Below are 26,248 nucleotides of genomic sequence, written 5' to 3'. Positions count from 1 at the left end.
GGCTTGCTCCCGATAGCAGTGGTTTAGTCAATATATACAGTGACTGACACAGTGCTATCGGGAGCAAGCCCCCTCCCACATTTAGTTTTGCGTTGTCAGTTGGGATTGGGCGAATTTCTGCAACTCGGGGTAGAACAGTCGGAAGTCTTCGCTCAGCGGCTCATACAACACACGCAACTCCTGCATCGCATATCCCAACTCCTCAGGCTGGGTCAGCCGCCGCGAAATCCCGCGCAATACCTGCTCCATCACCGCGAACTCACGATACGAGCCCAACCAATCATCCGCCGCCATATACGGTGCAATCTGCGCCAGCCGCCCCGGCAACTGCGGTTCGGCCGCCAGCACGCGGTACACCTGCGCGGTGAAGTGCTCCAGCGGCTGGTCGGCATACCGCGCCCAGTCTCGCGCCAGGCAATGGTCGAAAAACACATCGAGCACGATCCCGGCATAGCGCCTGCGGGTCAGGCTGAAACGCGACAACGCCTCCCCTACCAACGGGTGGCTGTCGGTGAAGCGGTCGATGGAACGGTGCAATTGGATCGCCGCTTCGATCGAGGGACTGAACTGACCCTGCAAGCGGCCTTTGACGAAGTCGCCATACAGGCTGCCCAGCAGTTGCGCAGGCAGTTGGCCGCCCAGGTGCAAGTGTGCGAGATAATTCATGGCGCGCAGTCTACCACTGCCGCCAACGTATCGTTATAACCCGATATACCCAATTCGACTGACCTCAGAGCAAAATCATATTGGTATATCGGGATATAACGATTTAAGGTTCGCCTCATCGCGATATAACGTTTTACGACACCGAGCCTCTGCCATGCCCTTCGACCTCGACGACATAATAAAAGCCCTGGCGCACCCAGTACGACGAGACATTCTCACCTGGCTGAAAGACCCGAAAGTGCAATTTCCCGAGCAACTGCACAATCACGAATACGGCATCTGCGCCGGGCAGATCGACCAGCGCTGCGGCTTGTCCCAGTCGACCGTGTCGGCCCACTTGGCCACTTTGCAACGGGCGGGCTTGATCACCAGCCAGAAGGCCGGGCAGTGGCATTTTTTCAAACGCAATGAGGACGTGATCCAAGCTTTCCTCACTGCGCTCTTCACCGAACTCAGCGCCCCCGGCGATGCCGAGCTGGCCCCCACGACCCACTGATCAACTTGAGACAAAGGTGCTTTCCCATGCCGACTATTTTCGATCCCATCAAACTGGGCGACCTGGAACTGAAAAACCGCATCATCATGGCGCCGCTGACCCGCTGCCGTGCCGACGCCGGCCGCGTGCCCAATGCGCTGATGGCCGAGTACTACGTGCAGCGTGCGTCTGCCGGGCTGATCCTCAGCGAAGCCACCTCCGTAACGCCCATGGGCGTGGGCTACCCCGACACGCCGGGCATCTGGTCCAACGACCAGGTTCGCGGCTGGTCCAATGTGACCAAGGCGATCCACGGCGCGGGCGGCAAGATCTTCCTGCAACTGTGGCACGTCGGGCGCATCTCCCATGAGTCGTACCTGAACGGCGAAACCCCGGTGGCGCCGAGCGCGGTCCAGCCCAAAGGCCACGTCAGCCTGGTGCGCCCACTGGCCGACTACCCGACCCCACGCGCCCTGGAAACCGCTGAAATCGCCGATATCGTCGACGCTTACCGCACCGGCGCCGAAAACGCCAAGGCCGCCGGTTTCGACGGCGTGGAAATCCACGGTGCCAACGGCTACCTGCTCGACCAGTTCCTGCAAAGCAGCACCAACCAGCGCACCGACCAGTACGGCGGTTCCCTGGAAAACCGAGCGCGCCTGCTGCTGGAAGTGACCGACGCCGCCATCGAAGTCTGGGGCGCCGGCCGCGTGGGCGTGCACCTGGCACCGCGCGCTGACGCTCACGACATGGGTGACGCCAACCTGGCGGAAACCTTCACCTACGTGGCCAGCGAACTGGGCAAGCGTGGCATCGCCTTTATCTGCTCCCGTGAAAAAGAAGGCGCCGACAGCCTTGGCCCACAATTGAAGAAAGCCTTCGGCGGCGTCTACATCGCCAACGAGCGCTTCACCAAAGACAGCGCCAACGCCTGGCTGGCCGCCGGCAAGGCCGATGCGGTGGCCTTCGGCATACCGTTCGTTGCCAACCCGGACCTGCCGGCACGCTTAAAGGCCGATGCGCCACTGAACGAGCCGCACCCGGAAACCTTCTACGGTAAAGGGCCAGTTGGCTATATCGACTACCCAACGCTGCCGATCTAACTGATTGAAACATGGAACAATGTGGGAGGGGGCTTGCCCCCGATGGCGGTTTGTCAGTCAATGAAGTGTTGACTGAACCACTGCTATCGGGAGCAAGCCCCCTCCCACATTTTGCCTGTGTGTAGTCCCTTGGAAACATCGCTTCACAGAACCGCAACAAAATCGCTACAAAATACTTAGGCCGCTACCTATCAACCGCCCACCAGCCCGTATATAAAGTCATCCCTTCAATCAGGCAGAAGGACGATTGACCATCCTTAGGCTTTACTGTTGACACAACTGGACGTAATTACGCATTTTGTCTCAATTGCGCAGGCTGGGGCTCAGGCGCAGCATGTCCAGCCCTGCATCCACCCAGCGTTCGGCGTCTTGATGCAACTGAAAGCTGTCAGGCACCAATAGCCACTGGCCGATCAGGCCGTGGATGTAGGCATGAATGCACACCGCTGCACGGGTGGTATCAAGATTTGCCGGTAATTGCCCGCGATGCACCGCATTACGCAACGTCAGGCCGATGCGCAGGTTGCACTCCAGGCTATGGGCCTGGCGCTGGCGGCGCATGTCACACATTTCATCGGTGAATTCGCACTTATGGAACAAGATCTCGTTGATGCGCCGGGTTTTCGGGTCCAGAGCCACTTGATGATAAAGATGAATCAGCAGCTTGCGCATGCACCCCAACGGGTCGACTTCATCCTCGCTTTCACTCGCCCGGGCCAATTCGTCCAAGGGTTCGTGCAGCGTGTCGAGCAGCGCCTGCAGCAAGTCGGATTTGTTACTGAAATGCCAGTAGATGGCACCGCGCGTCACGCCGGCCAGGGCGGCGATATCCGCCAGCGTGGTCCGCGCAACGCCCCGTTCATAAAAGGCTTGCTCGGCGGCTTGGAGGATCTGGCTGCGCGTTTCCTGAGCTTCCTCTTTGGTGCGACGAACCATGGCAGTAAAACCTCAATCAGAACACTTGGGACTATCGTTAACGCAACGTTAATAGACGCGAACGATCATCAGAATAATTGTGGGACGACACCGTCATGGGCGCCGAACGTACTAAAATCGAGGCTTTGGGCGGTGCTTTGTCTACATTCCGCCCTGCCTGTCAAGAGTTTACAAACAACCATGAACGTAAGTATATTGCGTAGCAAGCTACTTATCTACTCACAGCTTGTTTTTTACCCTTCCACACTTCTTGTGCGCACCCTGCGCGCCTGACCCGAGGATCTTCATGCAACTTAAGCCAGCTGTTACCGCTCTGGTCACTGCCGTCGCCCTGGCATCGCTGCTCAGCGGATGTAAAAAGGAAGAAGCGGCACCGCCCGCTCAAACCCCTCAGGTCGGCGTGGTCACCATTCAACCGCAAGCCTTTACCCTGACCACCGAGCTGCCAGGCCGCACTACGGCCTACCGCATTGCCGAAGTGCGCCCGCAGGTGAACGGCATCATTCTCAAGCGCCTGTTCAAGGAAGGCGCCGACGTGAAGGAAGGGCAGCAGCTCTACCAGATCGATCCGTCGGTGTATGAGGCCACGCTCAAGAGCGCCCAGGCCAAGCTGACCCAGACCAAGTCGATCACCGATCGCTACAAGCAATTGGTCGATGAGCAAGCCGTCAGCCGCCAGGAATACGACACTGCCGTCGCCGACCGCATGACCGCCGAGGCCGACCTGCAGAGCGCGCAGATCAATGTGCGCTACACCAAGGTGTTCGCGCCGATTTCCGGGCGCATTGGCCGTTCTTCGGTGACCGAAGGCGCGCTGGTCAGCAACGGCCAGGCCGATGCCATGGCTGTAATCCAGCAGTTGGACCCGATCTACGTCGACGTCACCCAGTCTTCGGCAGAAATGCTGAAACTGCGCCGCGACCTGGAAAGCGGCCAATTGCAAAAAGCCGGCGACAACGCCGCCATGGTCAAGCTGACCCTGGAAGACGGCAGCGACTACGGCCACCCAGGCAAGCTGGAGTTCTCTGAGGTGTCGGTCGACCAGACCACCGGTTCCGTGACCCTGCGCGCCGTGTTCCCTAACCCTGACCATGTGCTGCTGCCCGGCATGTTCGTGCACGCCCAACTGCAAGCCGGTGTGAACAGCAAGGCCATTCTCGCGCCGCAACAAGGCGTGACCCGTGACCTGAAGGGCATTCCGACCGCACTGATCGTGAACAAGGACAACAAGGTCGAGCAACGCGTACTGGTTGCCAATCGGACTTCAGGCGCCTACTGGCTGGTGGAAAAAGGCCTGGACGCCGGCGACCGCGTGATCACCGAGGGCCTGCAATTCATCAAGCCGGGCATTGAAGTCAAGGTCAAGGACGCCGACAACGCCAAACCCGCCGGTACTGCTGCAGCGCCTGCTGCCGCTGCTGGTCAAGGGGAGTAATCCATGTCGAAATTTTTTATCGACCGTCCCATTTTTGCCTGGGTAATTGCCCTGGTAATCATGCTGGTCGGGGCACTGTCGATCCTGAAGTTGCCCATCAACCAATACCCGGCCATTGCGCCAACCGCTATTGATATCCAGGTGACCTACCCAGGCGCGTCCGCACAAACCGTGCAGGACACCGTGGTGCAGGTCATCGAGCAACAGCTCAACGGTATCGACAACCTGCGCTATGTGGCCTCGGACAGTAACTCCGACGGCAGCATGACCATCACCGCGACGTTCAACCAGGGTACCAACCCGGACATCGCTCAGGTCCAGGTGCAGAACAAGCTGAACCTGGCGACCCCACTGCTGCCGCAAGAAGTGCAGCAGCAGGGTATCCGCGTGACCAAGTCGGTGAAGAACTTCCTGATGGTGATCGGTCTGGTGTCGGAAGACGGCAGCATGACCAAGGACGACCTTTCCAACTACATCGTGTCCAACATCCAGGACCCGATCTCCCGTACTTCGGGTGTGGGTGACTTCCAGGTATTCGGTTCGCAGTACGCCATGCGTATCTGGCTCGACCCGGCCAAGCTGAACAACTTCCAGCTGACCCCGGTGGATGTCAGCAACGCCATCAAGGCCCAGAACGTGCAGGTGGCCACCGGCCAACTGGGCGGCCTGCCTGCCCTGCCCGGCACGCAGCTGAACGCCACCATCATTGGCAAGACCCGCCTGCAAAGCGCTGAAGAGTTCGCCAAGATCCTGATGAAGGTGAACGCCGACGGTTCCCAAGTGCGCTTGGGCGACGTTGCGCGTATCGAACTGGGCGGCCAGAACTACAGCATCAGTGCACAGTTCAACGGCAAGCCGGCCTCCGGTATGGCGATCAAGCTGGCAGCCGGTGCGAACGCCCTGGACACCGGTAAAGCGATCCGCGCTACCGTGGCGTCCCTGGAACCGTTCTTCCCGCCGGGCATGAAAGCCGTGGTGCCGTACGACACGACCCCGGTGGTGACCGAATCGATCTCCGGTGTGGTGCACACCCTGGTCGAAGCGATCGTGCTGGTGTTCCTGGTGATGTTTCTGTTCCTGCAGAACTTCCGCGCCACCATCATCACCACCATGACCGTACCGGTGGTATTGCTGGGTACCTTCGGGATCCTGGCGGCGTTCGGCTTCACCATCAACACCCTGACCATGTTCGGCATGATCCTGGCCATCGGCTTGCTGGTGGACGATGCCATCGTCGTGGTGGAAAACGTCGAACGGGTAATGGCCGAGGAACACCTGTCGCCCAAGGAAGCGACGATCAAGTCCATGGGCCAGATCCAGGGCGCCCTGGTGGGTATTGCCCTGGTACTGTCGGCGGTACTGCTGCCGATGGCCTTCTTCGGCGGTTCCACCGGTGTGATCTACCGCCAGTTCTCCATCACGATCGTGTCGGCGATGGCGTTGTCGGTACTGGTTGCCCTGATCTTCACCCCAGCCCTGTGCGCCACCATGCTCAAGGCGATCGACCCGGAAAAACACGGCCAACCCAAGCGCGGCTTCTTTGGCTGGTTCAACCGCACCTTCGACAGCGGCGTACTCAAGTACGAGCGCGGCGTGGGCGCGATGATCAAGCACAAAATCCCGGCCTTCCTGGTGTATGTGCTGATCCTGGCCGGCATGATCTGGATGTTCACCCGTATTCCAAGCGCGTTCCTGCCTGAAGAAGACCAGGGCGTGATCTTTGCCCAGGTGCAGACACCGGTAGGCTCCTCGGCGGAACGCACGCAAAAAGTCATCGACGACATGCGGGCCTTCCTGCTGCATGACAAGGAAGGCGAGCCAGGCGAAGGCAAGGGTGTGAAATCGGTGTTCACCGTGAACGGCTTCAACTTTGCCGGTCGTGGTCAAAGCTCGGGTCTGGCCTTCGTGATGCTCAAGCCGTGGGACGAGCGTGATGCGTCCACGTCGGTATTCGAGATTGCCAAGCGCGCCCAGGGCTACTTCATGCAGACCTTCAAGGACGCCATGGTTTTTGCCATCGTGCCGCCGTCGGTTCTGGAATTGGGTAACGCCACCGGCTTCGACGTGTTCCTGCAAGACCAGGGTGGTGTCGGCCATGACAAGCTGATGGCAGCCCGTAACCAGTTCCTCGGTGCGGCAGCCCAAAGCAAGATACTGGCAGGCGTGCGGCCCAACGGCGTGAACGATGAGCCGCAGTACGAACTGACCGTCGATGACGAGAAAGCCAGCGCCCAGGGCATCAGCCTCTCGGACATCCAGCAGACCCTGGCCATCGCCTTGGGCGGTAGCTACATCAACGACTTCATCGACCGTGGTCGTGTGAAGAAGGTGTATGTGCAGGGTGATGCGGCCAGCCGTATGTCGCCGGAAGACCTGGACAAATGGTACGTGCGCGCCGACTCCGGGAAAATGGTGCCACTGTCGGCCATTTCGTCGGGCAAGTGGATCTACGGCTCGCCGAAGCTCTCGCGTTATAACGGTGTAGCGGCGATGGAAATCCTCGGCACGCCGGCGCCTGGCTACAGTACCGGTGACGCGATGGCGGAAGTCGAGCGCATTGCCAAGGAACTGCCGGCCGGCATCGGTTACGCGTGGACAGGCCTGTCGTACGAAGAACGTCTGTCCGGCTCCCAGGCGCCTGCGCTGTACGCCTTGTCGCTGCTGGTGGTGTTCCTGTGCCTTGCGGCACTGTACGAAAGCTGGTCGATTCCGATCGCGGTAATCCTGGTGGTGCCACTGGGTGTGATCGGTGCGCTGATCGCCACCAGCATGCGCGGCTTGTCCAACGACGTGTTCTTCCAGGTGGGCTTGCTGGTGACGGTGGGTCTGGCGGCGAAAAACGCCATCCTGATCGTGGAGTTCGCCAAGGAGCTTCACGAGCAGGGCAAGGGCATCGTCGAGGCGGCCATCGAGGCGTCCCGCATGCGTCTGCGCCCGATCATCATGACGTCCATGGCGTTCGTGCTCGGCGTATTGCCGCTGGCGATTTCCACCGGCGCCGGCTCAGGCAGCCAGCATGCGATCGGTACCGGCGTAATCGGCGGTATGATCACGGCCACCGTGCTGGCGATCTTCTGGGTGCCATTGTTCTACGCAACCGTGTCCTCCGCTGGCGAGCGTAAAAAGACTGAAACCAAGCAAACTCCTAAAGAGGCTGGCCAATGAGCAAGTCGCTACTTTCCTTAGCCGTCACCGCATTCGTGCTCAGTGGCTGCTCGCTGATCCCTGACTACCAGCGCCCCGAAGCGCCGGTAGCGGCGCAGTTCCCGCAGGGGCCGGCGTACTCGTCGGCCCAGGCGCCGGGCCAGGCTGCCGCCGAGCAAGGCTGGAAGCAGTTTTTCCATGACCCTGCCCTGCAACAGCTGATCCAGACTGCGCTGGTGAACAACCGTGACCTGCGCGTCGCGGCCCTGAACATCGACGCGTATGCGGCGCAGTACCAGATCCAGCGTGCCGACCTGTTCCCGGCCGTCTCGGCCACTGGCAGCGGCAGCCGTTCGCGTACTCCGGCGCGCCTGTCGCAGACCGGCGAATCGACCATCGCCAGCCAGTATTCGGCAGGCCTGGGGATCAGCTCTTATGAGCTGGACCTGTTCGGTCGCGTGCGCAGCCTGAGTGAAGAAGCGCTGCAGAGATACTTCGCCACCGAAGAAGCGCGGCGCAGCACCCAGATCAGCCTGGTGGCCAGTGTGGCGAATGCCTACCTGACCTGGCAGGCCGACAAGGAACTGCTCAAGCTGACCCAGGACACTCTCGGCGCGTTCGAGCAGAGCTTCAAGCTCACCTCGCGCAGCAACGAAGTCGGCGTGGCCTCGGCCCTCGACCTCAGCCAGGCGCGCACCTCGGTGGAAAACGCCCGCGTGCAGCTGGCCCGCTATACGCGCCAGGTGGCCCAGGACGAAAACAGCCTGACCCTGCTGTTGGGCACCGGCCTGCCGGCGAATATCGCCAGCAAGCCTTTGTCGGATGACCTGCTCAGCGAAGTACCCGCTGGCTTGCCGTCGGACCTGCTGCAACGGCGTCCCGACATCGTTCAGGCCGAGTACAACCTCAAGGCCGCCAACGCGAACATCGGTGCGGCCCGCGCGGCGTTCTTCCCGAGCATCAGCCTGACCGCCAGCGCCGGTACCGCCAGCCCGAACCTGGGCGGTCTGTTCAAGGGCGGCTCGGGCACCTGGTCCTTCGCGCCGCAGATCAACATCCCGATCTTCAACGCCGGTAGCCTGCGCGCAAGCCTGGACTACTCGAAGATCCAGAAAGAGATCAACGTGGCCAACTACGAGAAGGCCATCCAGACCGGCTTCCAGGAAGTCTCCGACGGCCTCGCCGCGCGTGCGACCTACAAGCAGCAACTGGATGCACAACGTGGCTTCGTCGCCGCCAACCAGGACTATTACCGCCTGGCCGAGCGTCGCTACCGCATCGGTGTGGACAGCAACCTGACCTTCCTCGATGCCCAGCGCCAACTGTTCAGTGCCCAGCAATCGCTGATCACCGACCGCCTGGCGCAGCTGACCAGCGAGGTCAACCTGTACAAGGCCCTCGGCGGTGGCTGGAACGAGCAGACCGCGAAGAACGAGCCAGTGAAAGAAGAAGCACCGCCGCTGAAGTTGTTCTAATAGCGCGGCAAAAAACCGCTTCCCTTACCGGAAGCGGTTTTTTTATGCCCTTGAATTAACAACGTCGGCCCCCTGTGGGAGCTGGGCTTGCTTTTTCTTGAACCGTTCAGGGTAAAATTGGTAACAGATTCTTACAGACCACAAAGGGAGCTTGTCGTAATGATCGTAGGAATCGACTTGGGGACCACCAACAGTCTGGCCGCCGTCTGGCGCGGTGATGCCGCAGAATTGGTGCCCAATGCCCTTGGCCAGTTGCTGACCCCCAGTGTGGTCGGGCTGGATGATCAGGGCCGTGTCCTGGTAGGCCAGGCTGCCAAAGAGCGCCTGCATACCCACCCGCATCTGACCACCTCGCTGTTCAAGCGCTATATGGGCAGTGCCACCGAAGTCCGTCTGGGTGACCGCTCGTTCCGCCCGGAAGAACTCTCGGCACTGGTGCTCAAAAGCCTGAAGGAAGACATCGAGCGCACCTACGGGCATACCGTCACCGAAGCCGTGATCAGCGTGCCCGCGTATTTCAGCGACGGCCAGCGCAAGGCCACGCGTATCGCCGGTGAACTGGCCGGGCTCACGGTTGAAAAACTGATCAACGAACCCACCGCCGCCGCCCTCGCCTACGGCCTGCATCAGCGTGACAAGGAAACGTCATTCCTCGTATTCGACCTGGGTGGCGGTACGTTCGACGTGTCGATCATCGAGCTGTTCGACGGGGTAATGGAAGTGCGCGCCAGCGCGGGGGACAACTTCCTCGGCGGCGAAGACTTCGACACGCTGTTGCTGGAACACTTCGTCGACAGCCAGCGCAACACCCAGGGTTTCCCACCCACCAGCAGTGTACTGCAGGCCCTGCGCCGCGAAGCCGAGCGCGTGCGCAAGGCATTGGGCCAGGACGACAGCGCCGACTTCGCCTTGCGTGTCGACGGCCAGCAATGGGTGAAAACCATCACCCAACAGGAACTGGCCAAGCTCTATACGCCCCTGCTCGAACGCCTGCGTGCGCCGATTGAACGGGCGCTACGCGATGCGCGCATTCGTGTGGGCGATCTTGATGAAATCCTGCTGGTGGGCGGCACCACGCGCATGCCGCTGGTGCGCAAACTCGCCGCCAGTCTGTTCGGGCGCTTCCCGTCCATCAGCCTTGATCCAGACCAGGTAGTCGCCCATGGCGCGGCGATTCAGGCGGCGCTCAAGGCCCGATCCGCGGCGCTGGAAGAAGTCGTGTTGACTGACGTATGCCCGTACACCCTGGGTATCGAAACCGCCAACCAGTACGGCAGCCACATCGAAAGCGGCCATTACCTGCCGCTGATCGAACGCAATAGCAGCGTACCGGTGAGCCGGGTTAAAAGCGTGGTCACCCTTTCCGACGATCAGTCGCGCGTGCTGCTGAAAATCTATCAGGGCGAAAGCCGCCTAGTGAAAGACAACATCGAGCTGGGCCAACTGGAAATCCCGGTACCCAAGCGCAAGGCCGGCGAGGTCTCGCTGGACGTGCGCTTCACCTACGACAACAACGGTCTGCTCGAAGCCCAGGTGAGCATCCCATTGACGGGCGAGCAGCATTCGCTGGTGATTGAGAACAACCCGGGCGTGCTCAGCCCGCAGGAAATCCAGCAACGCCTGCAAGCCCTGGCACTGTTGAAGATTCATCCGCGCGACCAGCAGGTCAACACGGTGCTGACCGCCCGCCTCGAACGCCTCTACCAGGAAAGCCTGGGCGACTTGCGCCAGCAACTGGGCCACTGGGCCGCGCAATTCCAGCAAGTGCTCGATACCCAGGACGAACGCCGCATCCGCGAGGCCCGCAGCGAACTGACCCGACAACTTGAGCAACTCGATAACGGGTTCTGGCGCTGAGGCTTAACGACATGGACTGCTGGACAGTATTGCAACTGGCCGATGATGCCGACGAACGTACGATCAAACGCACTTACGCGCGGCTGATCAAAAGCTGTCGCCCGGACGAAGATGCCGAGGGTTTCCAGCGCTTGCGCGAAGCCTATGAGCAAGCGCTGAGCTCTTCGCGCTGGCAAGCCGAGCATCAGCAGGAGGAAGAAGAGGAGCGCCAGGCTGACGTCGTCGAACAAAGCCATGGCCACTTCAACGACCTGGCCGAATTAATGGACGTGAGCACGCTGCGTCCGGCGCCTCTTGACGCCCGCGAACCGGACCCGGCACACGCCCTGCTCCAGGGCGTTGATCCGCAAAATCTCGATGAACGTTGGGCCCAGGCCCAGCGGCAGGGTTGTGGCGACGCCTTTCAGGCCGGGCTGTTGCGCCATTGCTTCGAAGCACCTGGCGAGCGCAGCGCCATCGTCCATTGGGCGATGCAACACCTGGAATGGCTGACGCCCTGGCAACGCGTGAGCATGCCGCCGTGGCAACACCAGGCACTCGTCAGCCAATTGCAGCAGGAATACCATCATCATCTGCAAACACTGCTGGAGCAAAAAGCCGAGCGCGAGTTCATCACCGCGTTGACCCAGTACAACAGCCAGCCCTGGCTGCGAATATTCGACCTGCAGCAACAATGGCAGCAGAGCATTCTGCGCCTGCTGCACGACTCCCAATGGAGCGTGCCACTGTTCGAGCGCGTGTGTCAGGCGTTTGGCTGGGACGACCAGCAAGGCATCCACCCGGAGCCCGCCTGGCTATGGCGCGAGCTGGTGTCGCGCTGCGAGCAGGAAAGCTTCTACACCAACCGTCAGGAAAAGGCCCAGGACACCCGCCGCATGTCCGTCGACGCCCAGGCCGCGCGCTTGCTGCTGACACCGATGTCTGCGACAGAACAACTGCGCCTGATCAAGGGCTTCAGCGAGGCCCACTGGAACGCGTGTCAGCAACTCGGCGAAACCTTGACGTGGCGCTACCCGCAACTGCTGGAGCGACTGCCTGAGGCCGACGCGTTTTTCTGGCGCAAATTCATGGCCCGACCGATCTACGTCCAGGCGTTTATCCGACTGTGGGCAATCTTCGCCTTGGGGACGGGCCTGAACCTGATCCACGACGAATCCGCAAAGCTGGATGCTAGCGCGACGGTGATAATGCTGGCGTTGTCGATCGTACCGGCGGCGATCAGTTTTCGCCTCACCCAGATGTGGGTCGCCACGAGCTGGTCTCTTATTGTTCAAGACCTGTGGCTGAGCCAGCGCCTGATCCCCAAGCGACTCAATCCCAACGGATACTGGCTGGTGCTACGCCATGGCGTCCCCCAGCTGTGCATGCTGCTGGCCTGCGGGGCGATACTGGGCGTACTGGGTATGGTGACCTACGCCGGGATGGTGCTGATCAACCTGCTGCACACAAGGCGCATCGGCCAGATGAGCGCCAAAGCCAGCCAGTACCCGTGGGTGAACGGCTTGCACTGGGCATTCTGGAGCCCGCAGCAAGCGGTGTTCCTGGTAGTGATGGTGGCGGCAATCCTCGCCGCCCAGTATTACCTGCCGACCGTGCCCTGGACCCACCTCAACCTGCCGCTACGCTGACCTCGCCAGCCGGGCCTGGGTGCAACGCTCAGGCTCGGTAACTTGCGTTCGATCATCGCCCACAACCCGCTCTCCCCCACTTTCATCGCCCCCGCACCGCCGCGCACCATGGCCGCCACCTGCATAAACCCAATAACAACAGGTTCGAAACCATGAGCACTTTCCACCCGCGCCGGCTGTTGCTGGCAACTGCGGTCGCCAGTCTTGCCCTCCCCGTGGTCGCCGAAGAACACGGCTTTCTCGAAGATGCCAGCGCCAACCTCAACCTGCGCAATTTCTTCTTCAATCGCAACTACACCAACCCGACCAAAACCCAGGGCGGCGCGCAGGAGTGGACGCAAAGTTTCATCTTCGACGCCAAGTCCGGGTTCACCCAGGGCACGGTCGGCTTCGGGGTGGACGTGCTGGGCCTGTACTCGCTCAAGCTCGATGGCGGGCGCGGCACCGGCGGCACTCAGTTATTGCCGCTGGACCACGACGGCCGACCGGCCGATGAGTTCGGGCGCCTGGGCGTAGCGTTCAAGGCGCGTTTTTCGAAGACGGAGGTGAAAGTCGGCGAATGGATGCCGGTGCTGCCGATCCTGCGCGCGGACGATGGCCGCTCACTGCCGCAAACCCTGCGTGGCGGGCAAATCACATCCAAGGAAATCGAGGGCCTGACCCTATATGGCGGTCAGTTCCGTGCCAACAGCCCGCGCGACGACAGCAGCATGGGCGACATGTCGATGACCGGCAAACCTGCGTTCACCTCCGACCGCTTCAATTTCCAGGGCGCCGAATACGCCTTCAACGAAAAACGCACGCAAGTCGGCGTATGGAATGCCCAGCTCAAGGACGTCTACCGCCAGCAATTCGTCAATCTGATCCACAGCCAGCCGGCGGGCGACTGGACCCTGGGCGCCAACCTGGGGTTCTTCTACGGCAAGGACGACGGCAGCGCCCGCGCCGGCAGCCTGGACAACAAGACCTGGTCCGGCTTGTTATCGGCCCGCCACGGTGGCAACACCTTTTACGTCGGCCTGCAAAAGCTCACCGGCGACAGCGCCTGGATGCGGGTCAACGGCACCAGCGGCGGCACCCTGGCCAACGACAGCTATAACGCGAGCTACGACAACGCCGAGGAAAAATCCTGGCAAGTGCGCCACGACTACAACTTCGCCGCCCTTGGCGTACCCGGCCTGACCTTGATGAACCGCTATATCAGCGGCAGCAACGTGCACACCGGCACGGTGACCGACGGCAAGGAATGGGGCCGCGAAAGCGAATTGGGCTACACCGTGCAAAGCGGCAGCCTGAAAAACCTCACCCTGCGCTGGCGCAACTCCAGCATGCGTCGCGACTACAGCAACAATGAGTTCGATGAAAACCGGTTGATCGTCAGCTACCCGATAAGTCTGCTGTAAACCGGCGCCGCAGTTACTGTATGGTGCGCGCCTGCCGCTGCTGATCGCCCCAGCAGCGGCCTTTTATTCGGGCCCGCGCACAGCATGAAAACCTTCGCTACAGCACTCGCAGTGTTTGCCCTGGCCCTGGGCCTGCCCGGCTGTATCGGCGCGCCCATCGCCCTGACGCCGCAGACCGAGCAACGCCTGCAGGCCCAGGCGCCGATCCGCTTCCTGCTGACCTTCGATGACGGCCCCAGCGCATCGGGGTACAACAACCCGAGCCGTTCGGTGATAGCCGACCTGGCGCACAACCCGGTGCTGCCAGGGATCAAGGCGGTGTTCTTCCTGCAGACCGAAGCGGCACGCTCCGGCGGCAGCGCCCGGGGGCGCAAGACCATGGAGCGCGAGTACGCCGCCGGCCATGTCCTGGCCTTCCATACGGCGACGGCGTTTCACACCAACCACCGCTGGCTGAACGATGCCGAGCTGGAACGCACACTCACCGAAGGCGCCGCGCACATTGCCGCCATCACCGGCACACCGCCCCTGCTGGTGCGACCACCGTTCTGGAACTATGACCGCCGCACCTTCGCCGCCTACCAGCGCCACGGCATGCGCGTATTGCTGACCGACCTGAGTGCCAATGACGGCAAAATCTGGGGCTTCAACGCCAGCCCGCGCCGCCGCGCCAACCTGTACCGGCAGCTGTCGGTGGTGCGTGAACGCATAGCCCTGGGCGAGTTACCGTCGGTGGACGGCGTGATACCGGTGGTGGTGACTTTCCACGACATCAACCGCTACACCGCACGGCATATGCAGGAATATCTGCAGATCCTGATGGACAGTGCACGCATCAACGGGATGACTACCGCTGCCGAGCCGTTCTACACCGACACCGCTGCGCTGCAACACGCGGCGCTGGCACGCACGGTCAAGGATGTGAACGAGCCGGTGCATCTGCCGGGGGTGTGGAATTGGGTGTGGGATGCCGATATGCGTTGATGCCTGAATGTGGGAGGGGGCTTGCTCCCGATAGCGGTGGTTCAGCCACTACATCTGCTGACTGACACACCGTCATCGGGAGCAAGCCCCCTCCCACATTTGCCTGTGTTCCAGAGTCAGGTCTCGCGTGATTCGACACCCAACTCATCCCACACCGACTCGGCCAGATGAAACGTCGCATTCGCCGCCGGTATGCCGCAGTAGATCGCGCTCTGCATCAGCACTTCCTTGATTTCGGCGCGGGTCACGCCGTTGCTCGCGGCGGCACGTAGATGCAGCTTCAACTCTTCTGTGCGGTTCATGCCGATCAGCATGGCAATGGTGATCAGGCTGCGGGTGTGCCGGGGCAAGCCAGGACGGGTCCAGATGTCGCCCCAGGCATGGCGGGTGATCATTTCCTGGAACTCACTGTTGAATTCGGTCAGCGCGTTGAGGCTGCGCTCGACATGGGCGTCGCCCAGCACGTCGCGGCGCACTTGCAGACCTTCGGCATAACGTTGTTTCTCGTCCACGAAAAGCTCCTCAGCGGCCCAGCAGAAATTCAATGACGCGGTCGCTGAAGGCAGCGCCGGCCTGGACATTGGACAGGTGCGCCGCATAGAACTCGGCGTATTCGGCGCCCTGTACATGGTTCTGGATAAAGTGGCTGCCGGCCGGCGGTGTTACCGCGTCTTCCGTGCCGGCAATCGCCAGGGTCGGTACCTTGATCGACGCCAACTGCTCACGGAAATCGGCATCACGCACCGCCGCGCAGTTGGCGGCATAGCCCTCGGGCGAAGTGGCCGCGAGCATGTCGGTGATCTGCTTGGCCTGGTGGGGATGGGCGGCGGCAAAATCGGCGGTGAACCAGCGTGCAATCGAGGCATCGCGCAGCGCGACCATTGCCGCCGCGCCATCGCGCAAGACCATGTCGATGCGCGGGTTCCACACCTCTGGCGTGCCGATCTTGGCGGCGGTGTTGCACAGCACCAGGCGGTGCAGCCGCTTTCCTGCGTTGATGCCCAGCCACTGGCCGATCAGCCCGCCCATGGACAACCCGCAAAAATGCGCACGCTGAATATCCAGCGCATCCAGCAACGCGAGCACATCCTGGCCCAGTTGTTCGATGCTGTAGGGCCCTGCGGTGACCAGGGACTTGCCATGGCCACGGGTGTCGAAGCGCAGCACACGAAAATGCTCGGTGAACGCCGGGATCTGGATGTCCCACATATGCAGGTCGGTGCCCAGGGAATTGGACAGCACCAATACCGGCGCATCGACGGGCCCATCGAGTTGGTAATGCAGTTCGCCCTCGGCGAGTTGTACGAAAGCCACAGCGGTCTCCTTACGCAGTCAATCCAAAGTGTTCGGTCACGGCGCGGCTAACCCAGGTCTGAGCCTGGCCCAAGTAGTTGGCCGGGTCGAGCAAACGGTCCAGTTCGGCCGAAGACAGCTCGGCGGTGATCTGCGGCGCGTCCGCCAGCACAGCACGTAAATGGCGCTGTTCGGTGACGGCGCGCTTGCAGCACTGCTCCAGCAGGTGATGCGCGGTTTCACGGCCCAGGCGTTGGGCCAGCAGGATGCTGACGGCTTCGGCCAGCACCAGGCCCTGGGTCAGGTCGAGGTTGCGGGCCATGCGCGCGGCATCCACCTCCAGGCCTTCGCTGAGCAGCAGCGCCTGTTGCAGTGCACCCGATACCAATCGGCAGATCTCGGGCAAGGTTTCCCATTCGGCATGCCACAGTCCCAGGCTGCGTTCATGCTCCTGGGGCATGGCACTGAACAGCGTCGACACCAGACCGGGAACGCGGGTCGCGGCGCTGATCAGCACGGCGGCGCCGACGGGGTTGCGCTTATGGGGCATGGTTGACGAACCGCCCTTGCCCGGCGCCGAGGGCTCGAACACTTCCGCCGCTTCGGTTTGCATCAACAGGCTGATATCGCGGCCCAGCTTGCCAAGGCTGCCGGCGATCAGGCCCAGCACGCTGGCGAACTCCACCAGGCGATCACGTTGCGTGTGCCAGGGCTGTTCGGGCAAGGCCAGTTGCAGCTCGGCGGCCAAGGCTTGCGCCACCGGCATGGCCTGCTCGCCGAGCGCGGCCAGGGTGCCCGAGGCCCCGCCAAATTGCAGCACCAGCAAACGCGGTTTCAATTCCACCAGCCGCTGGCGATTGCGCGTTACCGCACCCAGCCAGCCGGCGATTTTCATCCCCAGGGTGACGGGCGTGGCGTGTTGCAGCCAGGTGCGGCCAGCCAAAGGTGTCGACGCATGCCGCTGCGCCTGGGCGGCCAACACATCGCCCAGGCGCGCCAAGTCCGCTTCGATCAACCCCAGCGCGCGGCGCAGTTGCACCACCAGGCCGGTGTCCATCACATCCTGGCTGGTGGCGCCCAGGTGCACATAGCGCTCGGCCCCGGCATCTGCCTCGGCAATCAGCTTGCCCAGCGCCTTGACCAATGGAATCGCCGAGTTACCCGCCGTGGCAATCGCCACGCTGAGCGCGTCCACGTCATACAACGAGGCCAGGCAGGCCTGGGCAATCGGTGCCACGGCGGCCTGCGGGATCAGCCCGACCTGGGCCTCGGCCCGGGCCAGTGCGGCCTCGAAATCCAGCATGCCCTGCAAGCGGCCCTGGTCGCAGAACACCTCGGCCATGTTGTCAGCGGTGAAGTAAGCGTCGAACAGTTGGTTGCTCGTGCGCAGTGTCATAGCTCATCCCTTACAAATCATGGTGCAAATAAGCAGCCTGCTTGGGCAGACGCAAGCTGAACAGGAACGCCACCGCCATCATCGCGGTGACGTACCAGTAGAAGGTGTTTTCCATACCGATGGACTTCAGGCTCAACGCGACCACTTCCGCCGAACCGCCGAATACCGCGTTGGCCACGGCGTACGCCAGGCCCACGCCCAGCGCACGCACCTGGGGCGGGAACATCTCCGCTTTGACCAGGCCGCTGATCGAGGTGTAGAAGCTGACGATCGCCAGGGCCAGGGTAATCAGGACAAAGGCCAGGAACGGACTGGTGACGGTTTTCAGGGTCAGCAGGATCGGCACCGTGAACAGCGTGCCGAGGCCAGCGAACCAGAGCATGGAATTGCGGCGGCCGATCTTGTCGGCCAGCATGCCGAACAGCGGTTGCATGCACATGTATAGAAACAGCGCGCCGGTCATGATGTAGCTGGACGTCTTGGCGTGCATACCGACGGTGTTCACCAGGTACTTCTGCATGTAGGTGGTGAAGGTATAGAAAATCAACGAGCCGCCGGCGGTGTAGCCCAGCACCGTGATGAACGCTTTGCCGTGGTCACGGAACAGCGCGACGATACTGCCGGCGTCCTTGTCTTCACGCATTTCCTTGCTGGTGGTTTCCTTGAGGGTGCGACGCAGCAGCAGGGAGATCACCGCCGCAATGGCGCCGATCACGAACGGAATCCGCCAGCCCCAGGCGCGCAACTCTTCTTCGGTGAGGATCTGTTGCAGGATCACCACCACCAGCACCGCCAGCAACTGCCCGCCGATCAGGGTCACGTACTGGAACGAGGCGAAGAAACCGCGCTGGCCCTTGAGCGCCACTTCGCTCATGTAGGTGGCCGTGGTGCCGTATTCGCCACCCACCGACAACCCCTGGAACAGCCGCGCCACCAACAGCAGCGCCGGGGCCCAGGCGCCGATATCCTTGTAAGTGGGCAGGAAGGCGATGACCAGGGAGCCGGCGCACATCATCAGCACCGAGATCATCATTGAGTTCTTGCGGCCATGCTTGTCGGCCACCCGGCCGAACAGCCAGCCGCCGATGGGGCGCATCAGGAACCCGGCGGCGAATACGCCCGCGGTGTTGAGCAGTTGAACGGTGGGGTCGTCCGACGGAAAAAACGCCGGGGCGAAGTAGATGGCGCAGAAGGCATAGACGTAGAAGTCGAACCATTCGACCAGGTTGCCGGAGGAAGCACCGACAATCGCAAAAATCCGTTTGCTGCGTTCTTCTCCGGTGTAGTGACTGGTTTTTGTTGTCATGGTTTTTACTCAATGGGAACGGTTATAGCCTAGACATACTTGGCAACAACCATGTTCCGCAAGCAGACTTTTCGGACAGTGTTGCCTGGGAGGGCCCTATCGGGGGCAAGCCCCCTCCCACACTTGATAGGCGGCGCGGTCAAAATGTGGGAGGGGGCTTGCCCCCGATGAGGCCCTCCAGCCAACTCAGTAATCGAAGAACACCGTTTCCTTATCTGTCCCTTGCAAAATCACATTCCACTGATGCACACCCGCCGCATCCGGCTTGGCAATCAAGGTACCGCGCCGCTCAGCCGGCACACACGCCAGCAGCGGGTCATCCCCATTCAACGCTTCACCGTCAAAATAAATCCGCGTCAGCAGGTGCTTCACCAAACCACGGGCAAACACCAGCACGACCAGATGCGGCGCCTGGGTCGTGCCCTTAAGCCCCGGCACGCTGCCAGGCTTGATCGTGGTAAAGCGAAAGCGCCCTTCGGCGTCCACCGGCACGCGGCCGAAGCCTTCAAAGTGCGGGTCCAGCGCTTTGTCCTGCTCGTCTTCAGGGTGGGCGTACTTGCCGGCGGCGTTCGCTTGCCAGACCTCAAGCATGGCGTCGTTGACCACCTCACCGTTACCGTCCAGCACCTGCCCGCTGATCGCCACGCGCTCGCCGAGGGTGGCGGCGACGGTCAGGTCTTCGCGGTTAAGCCAGGTCAGACCGATGTGGTAATACGGCCCGACGGTGTGGGACGTGGTTGCGTAAAGGCTCATCTCATTTCTCCATCGGCGTGGCGTCGCGGCCGCGCAGGACGATGTCCCAGCGGTAGCCGAGGGCATAGGAAGGAATGGTTTTTTCCAGGTCGAAACTGGCGATCAAGCGCTGCTTGGCGCGGGTGTCCGGCACACAGTTGTAGATCGGGTCGTATTCCAGCAGCGGGTCACCGGGGAAATACATTTGCGTGACCAGGCGCGTCAGCACACTCGGGCCGAACAGCGAAAAGTGGATATGCGCCGGGCGCCAGGCGTTGTGGTGGTTGCCCCACGGGTAGGCGCCGGGCTTGATGGTCTGGAACTGGTACCAGCCGTCGGCGTCGGTGACGGTGCGCCCGGTGCCGCTGAAGTTCGGGTCCAGCGGCGCATCGTGCAGGTCGCGCTTGTGGTTGTAGCGACCGGCGGCGTTGGCTTGCCAGATCTCCACGAGGATGCCCGGCACCGGCAGGCCGTTCTCGTCCAGCACACGCCCATGAATGATGATGCGCTCGCCCTGGGGCTCGCCTTCATGCTGGGCGGTGAGGTCGTTGTCCTTGGCATCGATGCGCTCGGCACCGATGGTCGGGCCGGTGATTTCCGACAAGGAATGGGGCAGGAACACCAACGGCTGGGACGGCGAACGCAGGTTCGTCGACTGATAGGCCGGGTGCAGGTAATCAGGTTGAGTGCCCGCTTGCGGGCGCCGGTAACCGGGCTTGTCACTCATGGAGCAATCCTCTCTTGTTAGATGCGTTCAATCGCCAGGGCCAGGCCTTGGCCGACGCCCACACACATAGTCGCCAGGCCTTTACGGCCGCCGGTTTTTTCCAGCTGATGCAGGGCGGTCAGTACCAACCGCGCGCCGCTCATGCCCAGGGGATGGCCCAGGGCGATGGCGCCTCCGTTGGGGTTGACCTGGGGCGCATCGTCGGCGAGGCCCAGCTCGCGCAGCACTGCCAGGCCTTGGCTGGCGAAGGCTTCGTTGAGCTCGATCACGTCAAAATCGGTGACCGCCAGGCCTAATCGTTCCACCAGTTTGCGCACCGCCGGCACCGGGCCGATGCCCATCACACGCGGGGCGACGCCGGCGCTGGCCATACCCAGTACCCGGGCGCGGGCGGTGAGCCCGTGTTTTTTCACCGCCTCGCCAGAGGCCAGGATCAGCGCGGCAGCGCCATCGTTGACACCTGAGGCATTGCCGGCGGTCACGGTTTTGTCGGGGCCATTCACCGGTTTGAGTTTGGCCAGCGCCTCCAGGGTGGTGTCCCTGGGATGCTCATCGTGCTCCACCAGGGTTTCGCCTTTTTTATGGGCGACCCGCACCGGTACGATTTCTTCGGCGAAGAAGCCGGCAGCCTGCGCGGCGGCGGTACGTTGCTGGCTGCGCAGGGCGAACGCGTCCTGGTCGGCGCGGGAAATGCTGTAGTCGTCGGCGACGTTATCGGCGGTCTGCGGCATTGCATCCACGCCGTACTGGGCCTTCATCAACGGGTTGATAAAGCGCCAGCCAATGGTGGTGTCTTCCAGTTTCATGGTGCGCGAAAACGCCGCATCGGCCTTGCCCATCACGAACGGCGCGCGGGACATCGACTCGACGCCACCGGCAATCGCCAGCTCCATTTCGCCGCTGGCAATCGCGCGAAAGGCCGTGCCGATGGCGTCCATGCCCGAGGCGCACAGGCGGTTGAGGGTCACGCCTGGGGTAGTTTCCGGCAGGCCCGCCAGCAGCAGTGCCATGCGTGCCACGTTGCGGTTGTCTTCGCCGGCCTGGTTGGCGCAGCCGAGGAACACTTCATCAACGGCATTCCAGTCCACCGTCGGGTTGCGCTCCATCAGTGCCTTGATCGGCAAGGCCGCCAGGTCATCGGCACGCACCGTGGACAGGCCACCGCCGAAACGACCGATGGGGGTTCGAATGGCATCACAGATAAAGACATCACGCATCAGGCTTCTCCCGGCGCTTGGCCATGGGCGGCCGCGGTGCGGGCCTCAAGGTCACGCAACGCGCTCAGTTCAACCTCGGTCGGCTCGGCGGTGGTCTCGACCTGCTCGGCAAAACGAATGGCCCAGCCGGTCGCCGCTGTCACCTGCTCACGGGTCACGCCCGGGTGCAACGCGGTGACCACGAACTCATGGGTGCCCTCCTCCGGCTCCATGATGCACAGGTCGGTAATGATGCCGACGGGACCGGCGCCCGGCAGGCCCAGGCGTTTACGCGAATCGCCACCTTCGCCGTGGCCGACCGAGGTGATGAAGTCCAGTTTGTCGACAAACGAGCGGGACGACTGTTTAAGGATGATCAACACGCTCTTGGCGGAACCGGCGATCTCCGGCGCGCCGCCGGCCCCCGGCAAACGCACCTTGGGCTGGTGATAATCGCCGACCACGGTGGTGTTGATGTTGCCGAAACGGTCAACCTGAGCCGCGCCAAGAAAGCCCACATCGATGCGCCCGCCTTGCAGCCAGTAGCGGAAGATCTCACCGGTAGGTACCACCGTATCGGCGGTTTCGGCCAGCTCACCGTCGCCGATGGACAGCGGCAGCACCGATGGCTTGGCGCCAATCGGGCCGGACTCGTAGATCAATACCACGTCGGGCGAGGAAGTCAGGCGCGCCAGGTTGGCCGCCTTGGACGGCAGGCCGATGCCGACAAAGCACACCGAGCCGTTCTTGAGGCGACGCGCGGCGGCGACGGTCATCATTTCATTGGTGGAGTAAGCCATCACTTGGCCTCCTGCGCGGTGGCCAGCTTGGCCTGGAATTCACTGAAGTCGGCGGTGCCGTGAATGTATTCGTCGATCCAGGCGGTAAAGGTCCCACGGTCGCGGGCAATCGGGTCCCACGCCTGGTAGAAACGGTTGTCCCGCTCGTTGTAGCCGTGGGCGTAGGACGGATGCGCGCCACCGGGCACGTGGCACACGGCGGTCAGGGCCCAGGTCGGCAATACGCAGCTGTTCATCGGCGCGTTCAGGTCATCGACGATTTCCTCGACGGTGACGATGCAGCGCTTGGCCGCCAGGGCCGCCTCTTTCTGCACGCCGAGGATGCCCCAGAGCAGCACGTTGCCCTTGCGGTCGGCCTTCTGCGCATGGATCACCGTGACATCCGGGCGTACCGACGGGACTGCCGCCAGCACCTCGCCGGTGAATGGGCAAGTGACCGTCTTGATCAGCGGGTTGACCTTGGGCAAGTCGGAACCGGCGTAGGCACGCAACACCGCAAACGGCAGGCCGGAGGCGCCGGCAACGTAGGCATTGGCCAGGTCGGCATGGCTGTGTTCCTCGATCTCCAGCGGCTGCGGCCAGTGTTTTTCCACGGCGTCGCGCAGGCGATGCAGGGAACCCACGCCAGGGTTGCCGCCCCAGGAAAAAATCAACTTGCGCGCACAGCCGGCACCGATCAACTGGTCGTAGATCAGATCAGGCGTCATGCGCACCAGCGTCAGGTCTTTTTTGCCCTGACGAATGATTTCATGACCTGCGGCTGTAGGGATCAGGTGAGTAAAGCCTTCGAGCGCGACGGTATCGCCGTCGCTCACGAAACGCTTGACCGCATCACGCAGGGTGAGAATTTCAGCCATGGGGTTGGGCTCCCGGTGTTGATCGAAAAAGGCGCTGAGGTGGCGCCGAAGTGCTTGAAGATTAAGCCGGGGAAATGGGTGGAACAATCCGATAATCGACTCAGTGTTCGATTATCGAACGAATTGTTGCCTACCTAATCTCCTCAACGAACACGATCCAATGTGGGAGGGGGCTTGCCCCCTCCCACATTTTTAGCTGTGCCAGACGTCAGGTCGCGTCGGCATGGCTGACCATGCCTTTGATCACCACGGCAGCGGTGGCCAGCGCAGCCGGAATTACCAATGCCGTCAGCACCTGCTCGAAATTCCAGCCCAGGCCCAGCAAGGTAGCCCCCATCCACGCCCCCAGAATTGCACCGAAACGGCCAATACCGAGCATCCACGACACACCGGTGGCGCGGCCTTGGGTCGGGTAGAAACGCGCGGCCAGGGAGGGCATCGCCGATTGCGCACCGTTGACGCACATCCCGGCCATCAGCACCAGGGTGGCCAGTAAGGTGATATTGCCCAGGCTCTGCCCTACCGCGTAGGCAAACACCCCGGCCAGCAGATAGAAGGTGCCGATCACCTTGTGCGGGTTGAACCGGTCCATCGCCCAGCCCACGCCCACTGCGCTCAATACGCCGCCAAACTGGAACAACGCGCCGATGAACGCGGCCTGTTCCATGCTGGCGCCACTGTCGCGCATCAGGGTTGGCAGCCAACTGGTGAGCAGATAAACGATCACCAGGCCCATGAAGTAGGTGAGCCACAGCAACAAGGTGCCGGCGCTGTAGGTGCCAGAGAAAATCACCGCGAGCACGTTGCGTGTCTTGACGGTCTTCTGCTCCGGCACGCTGAAGGCGCTGGCCTGGGCAACGATAGCGGGCTCAATAGGAGACAGGGTTTTGCGCACCTTGTCGGCGCCACGGTTACGCACCACCAGATAACGCGCCGATTCCGGCAACCACACCAGCAGCACGGCGGCCAGGATCAACGGCAGTATGCCGCCGATCAGCAACAGGCTGTGCCAGCCGAACGCCGGGATCAACTTGGCCGAGATAAACCCGCCACCGGCCATGCCCAGGTTGAAGCCGCAGAACATGCTGGTCACCAGCAGCGACTTGTGCCGCTCGGGGGTGTATTCAGAAAGCAGCGTGGTGGCGTTGGGCATGCCAGCGCCCAGGCCCAGGCCCGTCAGGAAACGCAACACCAGCAGTTGGTCGACATTGCTGCTGTACGCCGATGCCAGGCTGAAGGCGCCAAACACCAGCACCGCGCCCACCAGCACGCCTTTACGCCCGAAGCGGTCGGCCAGCGGGCCGGAACCCAGCGCGCCGAACACCATGCCGATCAATGCGGCGCTCATCACCGGACCAAGGCTGGCGCGGTCGATGCCCCAGTCCTGGGACAGCGCGGGCGCGATAAAACCCATGGCGGCGGTGTCGAGGCCGTCGAGAAAGACAATCAGGAAACACAGGATCACCACACGCCATTGATAACGCGACAACGGCTGGGCGTTGATGAAGGACTGCACGTCCAAGGTGGTACCGACAGAGGGCTGATTCATTATTTTTATTCCACACCGATGGCGGGTCAGCGACTGGGGGTCGCCGTTATTATTGGAGCGCTTGGGAGCGCTGCCGCACATTAATGAGCCAGGGGAAACAGCGTCAATCGATCAAGCCGGGATCTGTGCGGTCACCGAACACTTAGGCAAACAGTTGCGTACTCAGCTCGCGGCTGGCGCTGAGCATGCTCGGCAGGAAGCGCTGCTCCAGCTCGCTGCGGCTGACCCGCCCGGCATGAGTACTGACATTGAGTGCGGCCAACACCTGGCCGGACGCGTCGTACACCGGTACGGCGATGGAGCGCAGGCCCTGCTCCAGTTCCTGATCGACGATGCACCAGCCTTGCTGACGAACCTGTTGCAGGCATTCGAACAAAGCCTCGGGCGTGGTCAAGGTGCGACTGGTCTTGGTTTGCAGGTCGGCGTGGTCGAGATAATCCTGCAGCGAGGCATCGTCCAGGGCGGCCAGCAGGATACGGCCCATGGAGGTGCAGTACGCCGGCAAGCGGCCGCCCACGGAAAGGTCCACGGAAATCAGGCGCTGAGTGGTGGCGGAACGGGCGATGTACAGAATGTCATCGCCTTCGAGGGTCGCCATGTTGCAGGCTTCGTGAAGTTGTTCGCTCATGCGGTCCAGATAAGGCTGGGCCGACACGGCCAAGGGCGTCGATGACAGATACGCATGGCCAAGCGTCAGCACCTTGGGCAGCAACGAGTAGGTACGGCCATCGGTGGTGGCGTAACCGAGTTTGATCAAGGTGTGCAGGCAACGGCGCACGGCGGCGCGGGGGATTTCGGTGCGGTGGCTGATCTGGGCGATGGTCAGGTGACGCTTGCGCTCCTGAAACGCCTGCACCACGGCCAGGCCACGGGCCAGGGAGGTCATGAAGTCCGGATCACCCGTGAAGGCCTGGATGCGCTTGGCGGGTGAGGCCACGATCGGCGGCGCCACGGACGCGAAAGAATTGCGCAATTGATCGTTCATTGCAGGGATCCTTTTTCTTGTTTTCAACCACAGAAGGGCTGGCTGTCATTTCTAGCCGCGCCAGTAGAGATGTACAAGACGGGGCTGGCAACATTGGGCGATTATCGGACGATCATTCGATTATCGCAATTTTCAGCGGCCAAGCCTGTTTCAAAGCCTTATGGAAGAAAAACCAGATGACCGTGGATAGATATGTTCAGCCAACACTTACGTTGTGATGTAACAAAACCCGCATATGAAGTTGATGCTTTTTAACTTTATGCCGATAGCGTTATTCACATGCATCGCTATAATGCAGCCT

General features: G+C 61.9%; 22 protein-coding genes. 9 read left to right on the top strand and 13 right to left on the bottom strand.

Features of this window, described 5'->3' with window-relative positions:
* Positions 1-81: 81 nt before the first annotated feature.
* On the bottom strand, positions 82-666 hold the full coding sequence (locus tag C4J90_RS06725; RefSeq protein WP_124414064.1) for an ACP phosphodiesterase: 585 nt from the start codon (positions 664-666) through the stop codon (positions 82-84).
* A 154-nt stretch (positions 667-820) separates the two neighbouring features.
* On the opposite strand from C4J90_RS06725, the gene C4J90_RS06720 reads away from it, so the two are divergent.
* Together C4J90_RS06720 and C4J90_RS06715 are read left to right on the top strand one after the other, a co-directional pair.
* Complete coding sequence (locus C4J90_RS06720; protein ID WP_124361685.1) at positions 821-1,162, top strand: helix-turn-helix transcriptional regulator; 342 nt, start codon at positions 821-823, stop codon at positions 1,160-1,162.
* Between the two features lie 26 nt (positions 1,163-1,188).
* Entirely contained in the window at positions 1,189-2,244 is a 1,056-nt protein-coding gene (locus C4J90_RS06715; protein WP_124419464.1) for an alkene reductase, read from the top strand.
* Between the two features lie 303 nt (positions 2,245-2,547).
* Here the strand turns inward: C4J90_RS06715 and C4J90_RS06710 are convergent, their stop codons facing one another.
* Complete coding sequence (locus C4J90_RS06710) at positions 2,548-3,180, bottom strand: TetR family transcriptional regulator (RefSeq protein ID WP_124361683.1); 633 nt, start codon at positions 3,178-3,180, stop codon at positions 2,548-2,550.
* A gap of 286 nt (positions 3,181-3,466) precedes the next feature.
* Between C4J90_RS06710 and C4J90_RS06705 the strand changes: the two genes are divergently transcribed.
* From C4J90_RS06705 to C4J90_RS06670, 7 genes are all read left to right on the top strand, one after another.
* Entirely contained in the window at positions 3,467-4,615 is a 1,149-nt protein-coding gene (locus tag C4J90_RS06705) for an efflux RND transporter periplasmic adaptor subunit (RefSeq protein WP_124361682.1), read from the top strand.
* Positions 4,616-4,618: 3 nt separating this feature from the next.
* The gene (locus C4J90_RS06700; RefSeq protein WP_124366171.1) at positions 4,619-7,780 is read left to right on the top strand and encodes an efflux RND transporter permease subunit; all 3,162 of its coding nucleotides are present in this window, start codon (positions 4,619-4,621) and stop codon (positions 7,778-7,780) included.
* Positions 7,777-9,234 (top strand): AdeC/AdeK/OprM family multidrug efflux complex outer membrane factor, encoded by a 1,458-nt coding sequence (gene adeC / locus C4J90_RS06695; protein WP_124361680.1) that lies wholly within the window; start codon positions 7,777-7,779, stop codon positions 9,232-9,234. Before C4J90_RS06700 ends, adeC begins: the two co-directional genes overlap by 4 nt.
* 159 nt (positions 9,235-9,393) lie before the next feature.
* Entirely contained in the window at positions 9,394-11,091 is a 1,698-nt protein-coding gene (locus C4J90_RS06690) for a molecular chaperone HscC (RefSeq protein WP_124361679.1), read from the top strand.
* Between the two features lie 11 nt (positions 11,092-11,102).
* Entirely contained in the window at positions 11,103-12,719 is a 1,617-nt protein-coding gene (locus C4J90_RS06685; RefSeq protein ID WP_124419463.1) for a J domain-containing protein, read from the top strand.
* A gap of 152 nt (positions 12,720-12,871) precedes the next feature.
* Complete coding sequence (locus C4J90_RS06675) at positions 12,872-14,122, top strand: OprD family porin (protein ID WP_124419462.1); 1,251 nt, start codon at positions 12,872-12,874, stop codon at positions 14,120-14,122.
* An 84-nt stretch (positions 14,123-14,206) separates the two neighbouring features.
* Positions 14,207-15,106, top strand: coding sequence for a polysaccharide deacetylase family protein (locus C4J90_RS06670; protein WP_124419461.1), 900 nt, complete (start codon positions 14,207-14,209; stop codon positions 15,104-15,106).
* 116 nt (positions 15,107-15,222) lie between these two features.
* Here C4J90_RS06670 and pcaC read toward each other — a convergent pair whose 3' ends face one another.
* From pcaC to pcaR, 11 genes are all read right to left on the bottom strand, one after another.
* The gene (gene pcaC / locus C4J90_RS06665; RefSeq protein WP_124366168.1) at positions 15,223-15,618 is read right to left on the bottom strand and encodes a 4-carboxymuconolactone decarboxylase; all 396 of its coding nucleotides are present in this window, start codon (positions 15,616-15,618) and stop codon (positions 15,223-15,225) included.
* 10 nt (positions 15,619-15,628) lie between these two features.
* The gene (gene pcaD, locus C4J90_RS06660) at positions 15,629-16,420 is read right to left on the bottom strand and encodes a 3-oxoadipate enol-lactonase (protein ID WP_124419460.1); all 792 of its coding nucleotides are present in this window, start codon (positions 16,418-16,420) and stop codon (positions 15,629-15,631) included.
* 10 nt (positions 16,421-16,430) lie between these two features.
* Positions 16,431-17,795, bottom strand: a complete 1,365-nt coding sequence (locus C4J90_RS06655) for a 3-carboxy-cis,cis-muconate cycloisomerase (protein WP_124419459.1) — start codon at positions 17,793-17,795, stop codon at positions 16,431-16,433.
* Positions 17,796-17,805: 10 nt separating this feature from the next.
* Positions 17,806-19,101 (bottom strand): MFS family transporter, encoded by a 1,296-nt coding sequence (locus tag C4J90_RS06650; protein ID WP_065886164.1) that lies wholly within the window; start codon positions 19,099-19,101, stop codon positions 17,806-17,808.
* Between the two features lie 186 nt (positions 19,102-19,287).
* Entirely contained in the window at positions 19,288-19,854 is a 567-nt protein-coding gene (gene pcaG, locus C4J90_RS06645; RefSeq protein WP_124403342.1) for a protocatechuate 3,4-dioxygenase subunit alpha, read from the bottom strand.
* A gap of 1 nt (position 19,855) precedes the next feature.
* A complete protein-coding gene (gene pcaH, locus C4J90_RS06640; protein WP_124419458.1) occupies positions 19,856-20,560 on the bottom strand; it encodes a protocatechuate 3,4-dioxygenase subunit beta in 705 nt (234 codons plus the stop codon).
* 17 nt (positions 20,561-20,577) lie between these two features.
* Positions 20,578-21,780, bottom strand: coding sequence for a 3-oxoadipyl-CoA thiolase (gene pcaF / locus C4J90_RS06635; protein ID WP_177413422.1), 1,203 nt, complete (start codon positions 21,778-21,780; stop codon positions 20,578-20,580).
* Positions 21,777-22,559 (bottom strand): CoA-transferase subunit beta, encoded by a 783-nt coding sequence (locus C4J90_RS06630; RefSeq protein ID WP_177412742.1) that lies wholly within the window; start codon positions 22,557-22,559, stop codon positions 21,777-21,779. Before C4J90_RS06630 ends, pcaF begins: the two co-directional genes overlap by 4 nt.
* On the bottom strand, positions 22,556-23,413 hold the full coding sequence (locus C4J90_RS06625; protein ID WP_124366160.1) for a CoA transferase subunit A: 858 nt from the start codon (positions 23,411-23,413) through the stop codon (positions 22,556-22,558). Before C4J90_RS06625 ends, C4J90_RS06630 begins: the two co-directional genes overlap by 4 nt.
* Positions 23,414-23,621: 208 nt before the next feature.
* Positions 23,622-24,962 carry an MFS transporter gene (locus C4J90_RS06620; protein WP_124419456.1) on the bottom strand — a complete coding sequence of 447 codons (1,341 nt, stop codon included), beginning with the start codon at positions 24,960-24,962 and terminating at the stop codon, positions 23,622-23,624.
* Between the two features lie 142 nt (positions 24,963-25,104).
* Positions 25,105-25,947: a pca regulon transcriptional regulator PcaR gene (pcaR, locus tag C4J90_RS06615; protein ID WP_124361666.1), complete on the bottom strand. Its 843-nt coding sequence runs from the start codon at positions 25,945-25,947 to the stop codon at positions 25,105-25,107.
* Positions 25,948-26,248: the final 301 nt, after the last annotated feature.

The sequence above is a fragment of the Pseudomonas sp. R2-60-08W genome (assembly GCF_003852335.1).
Classification (GTDB): Bacteria; Pseudomonadota; Gammaproteobacteria; order Pseudomonadales; family Pseudomonadaceae; genus Aquipseudomonas.
Note: the sequence above shows the minus strand (reverse complement) of the source record. Positions and strands in the feature narration are given on the sequence as shown.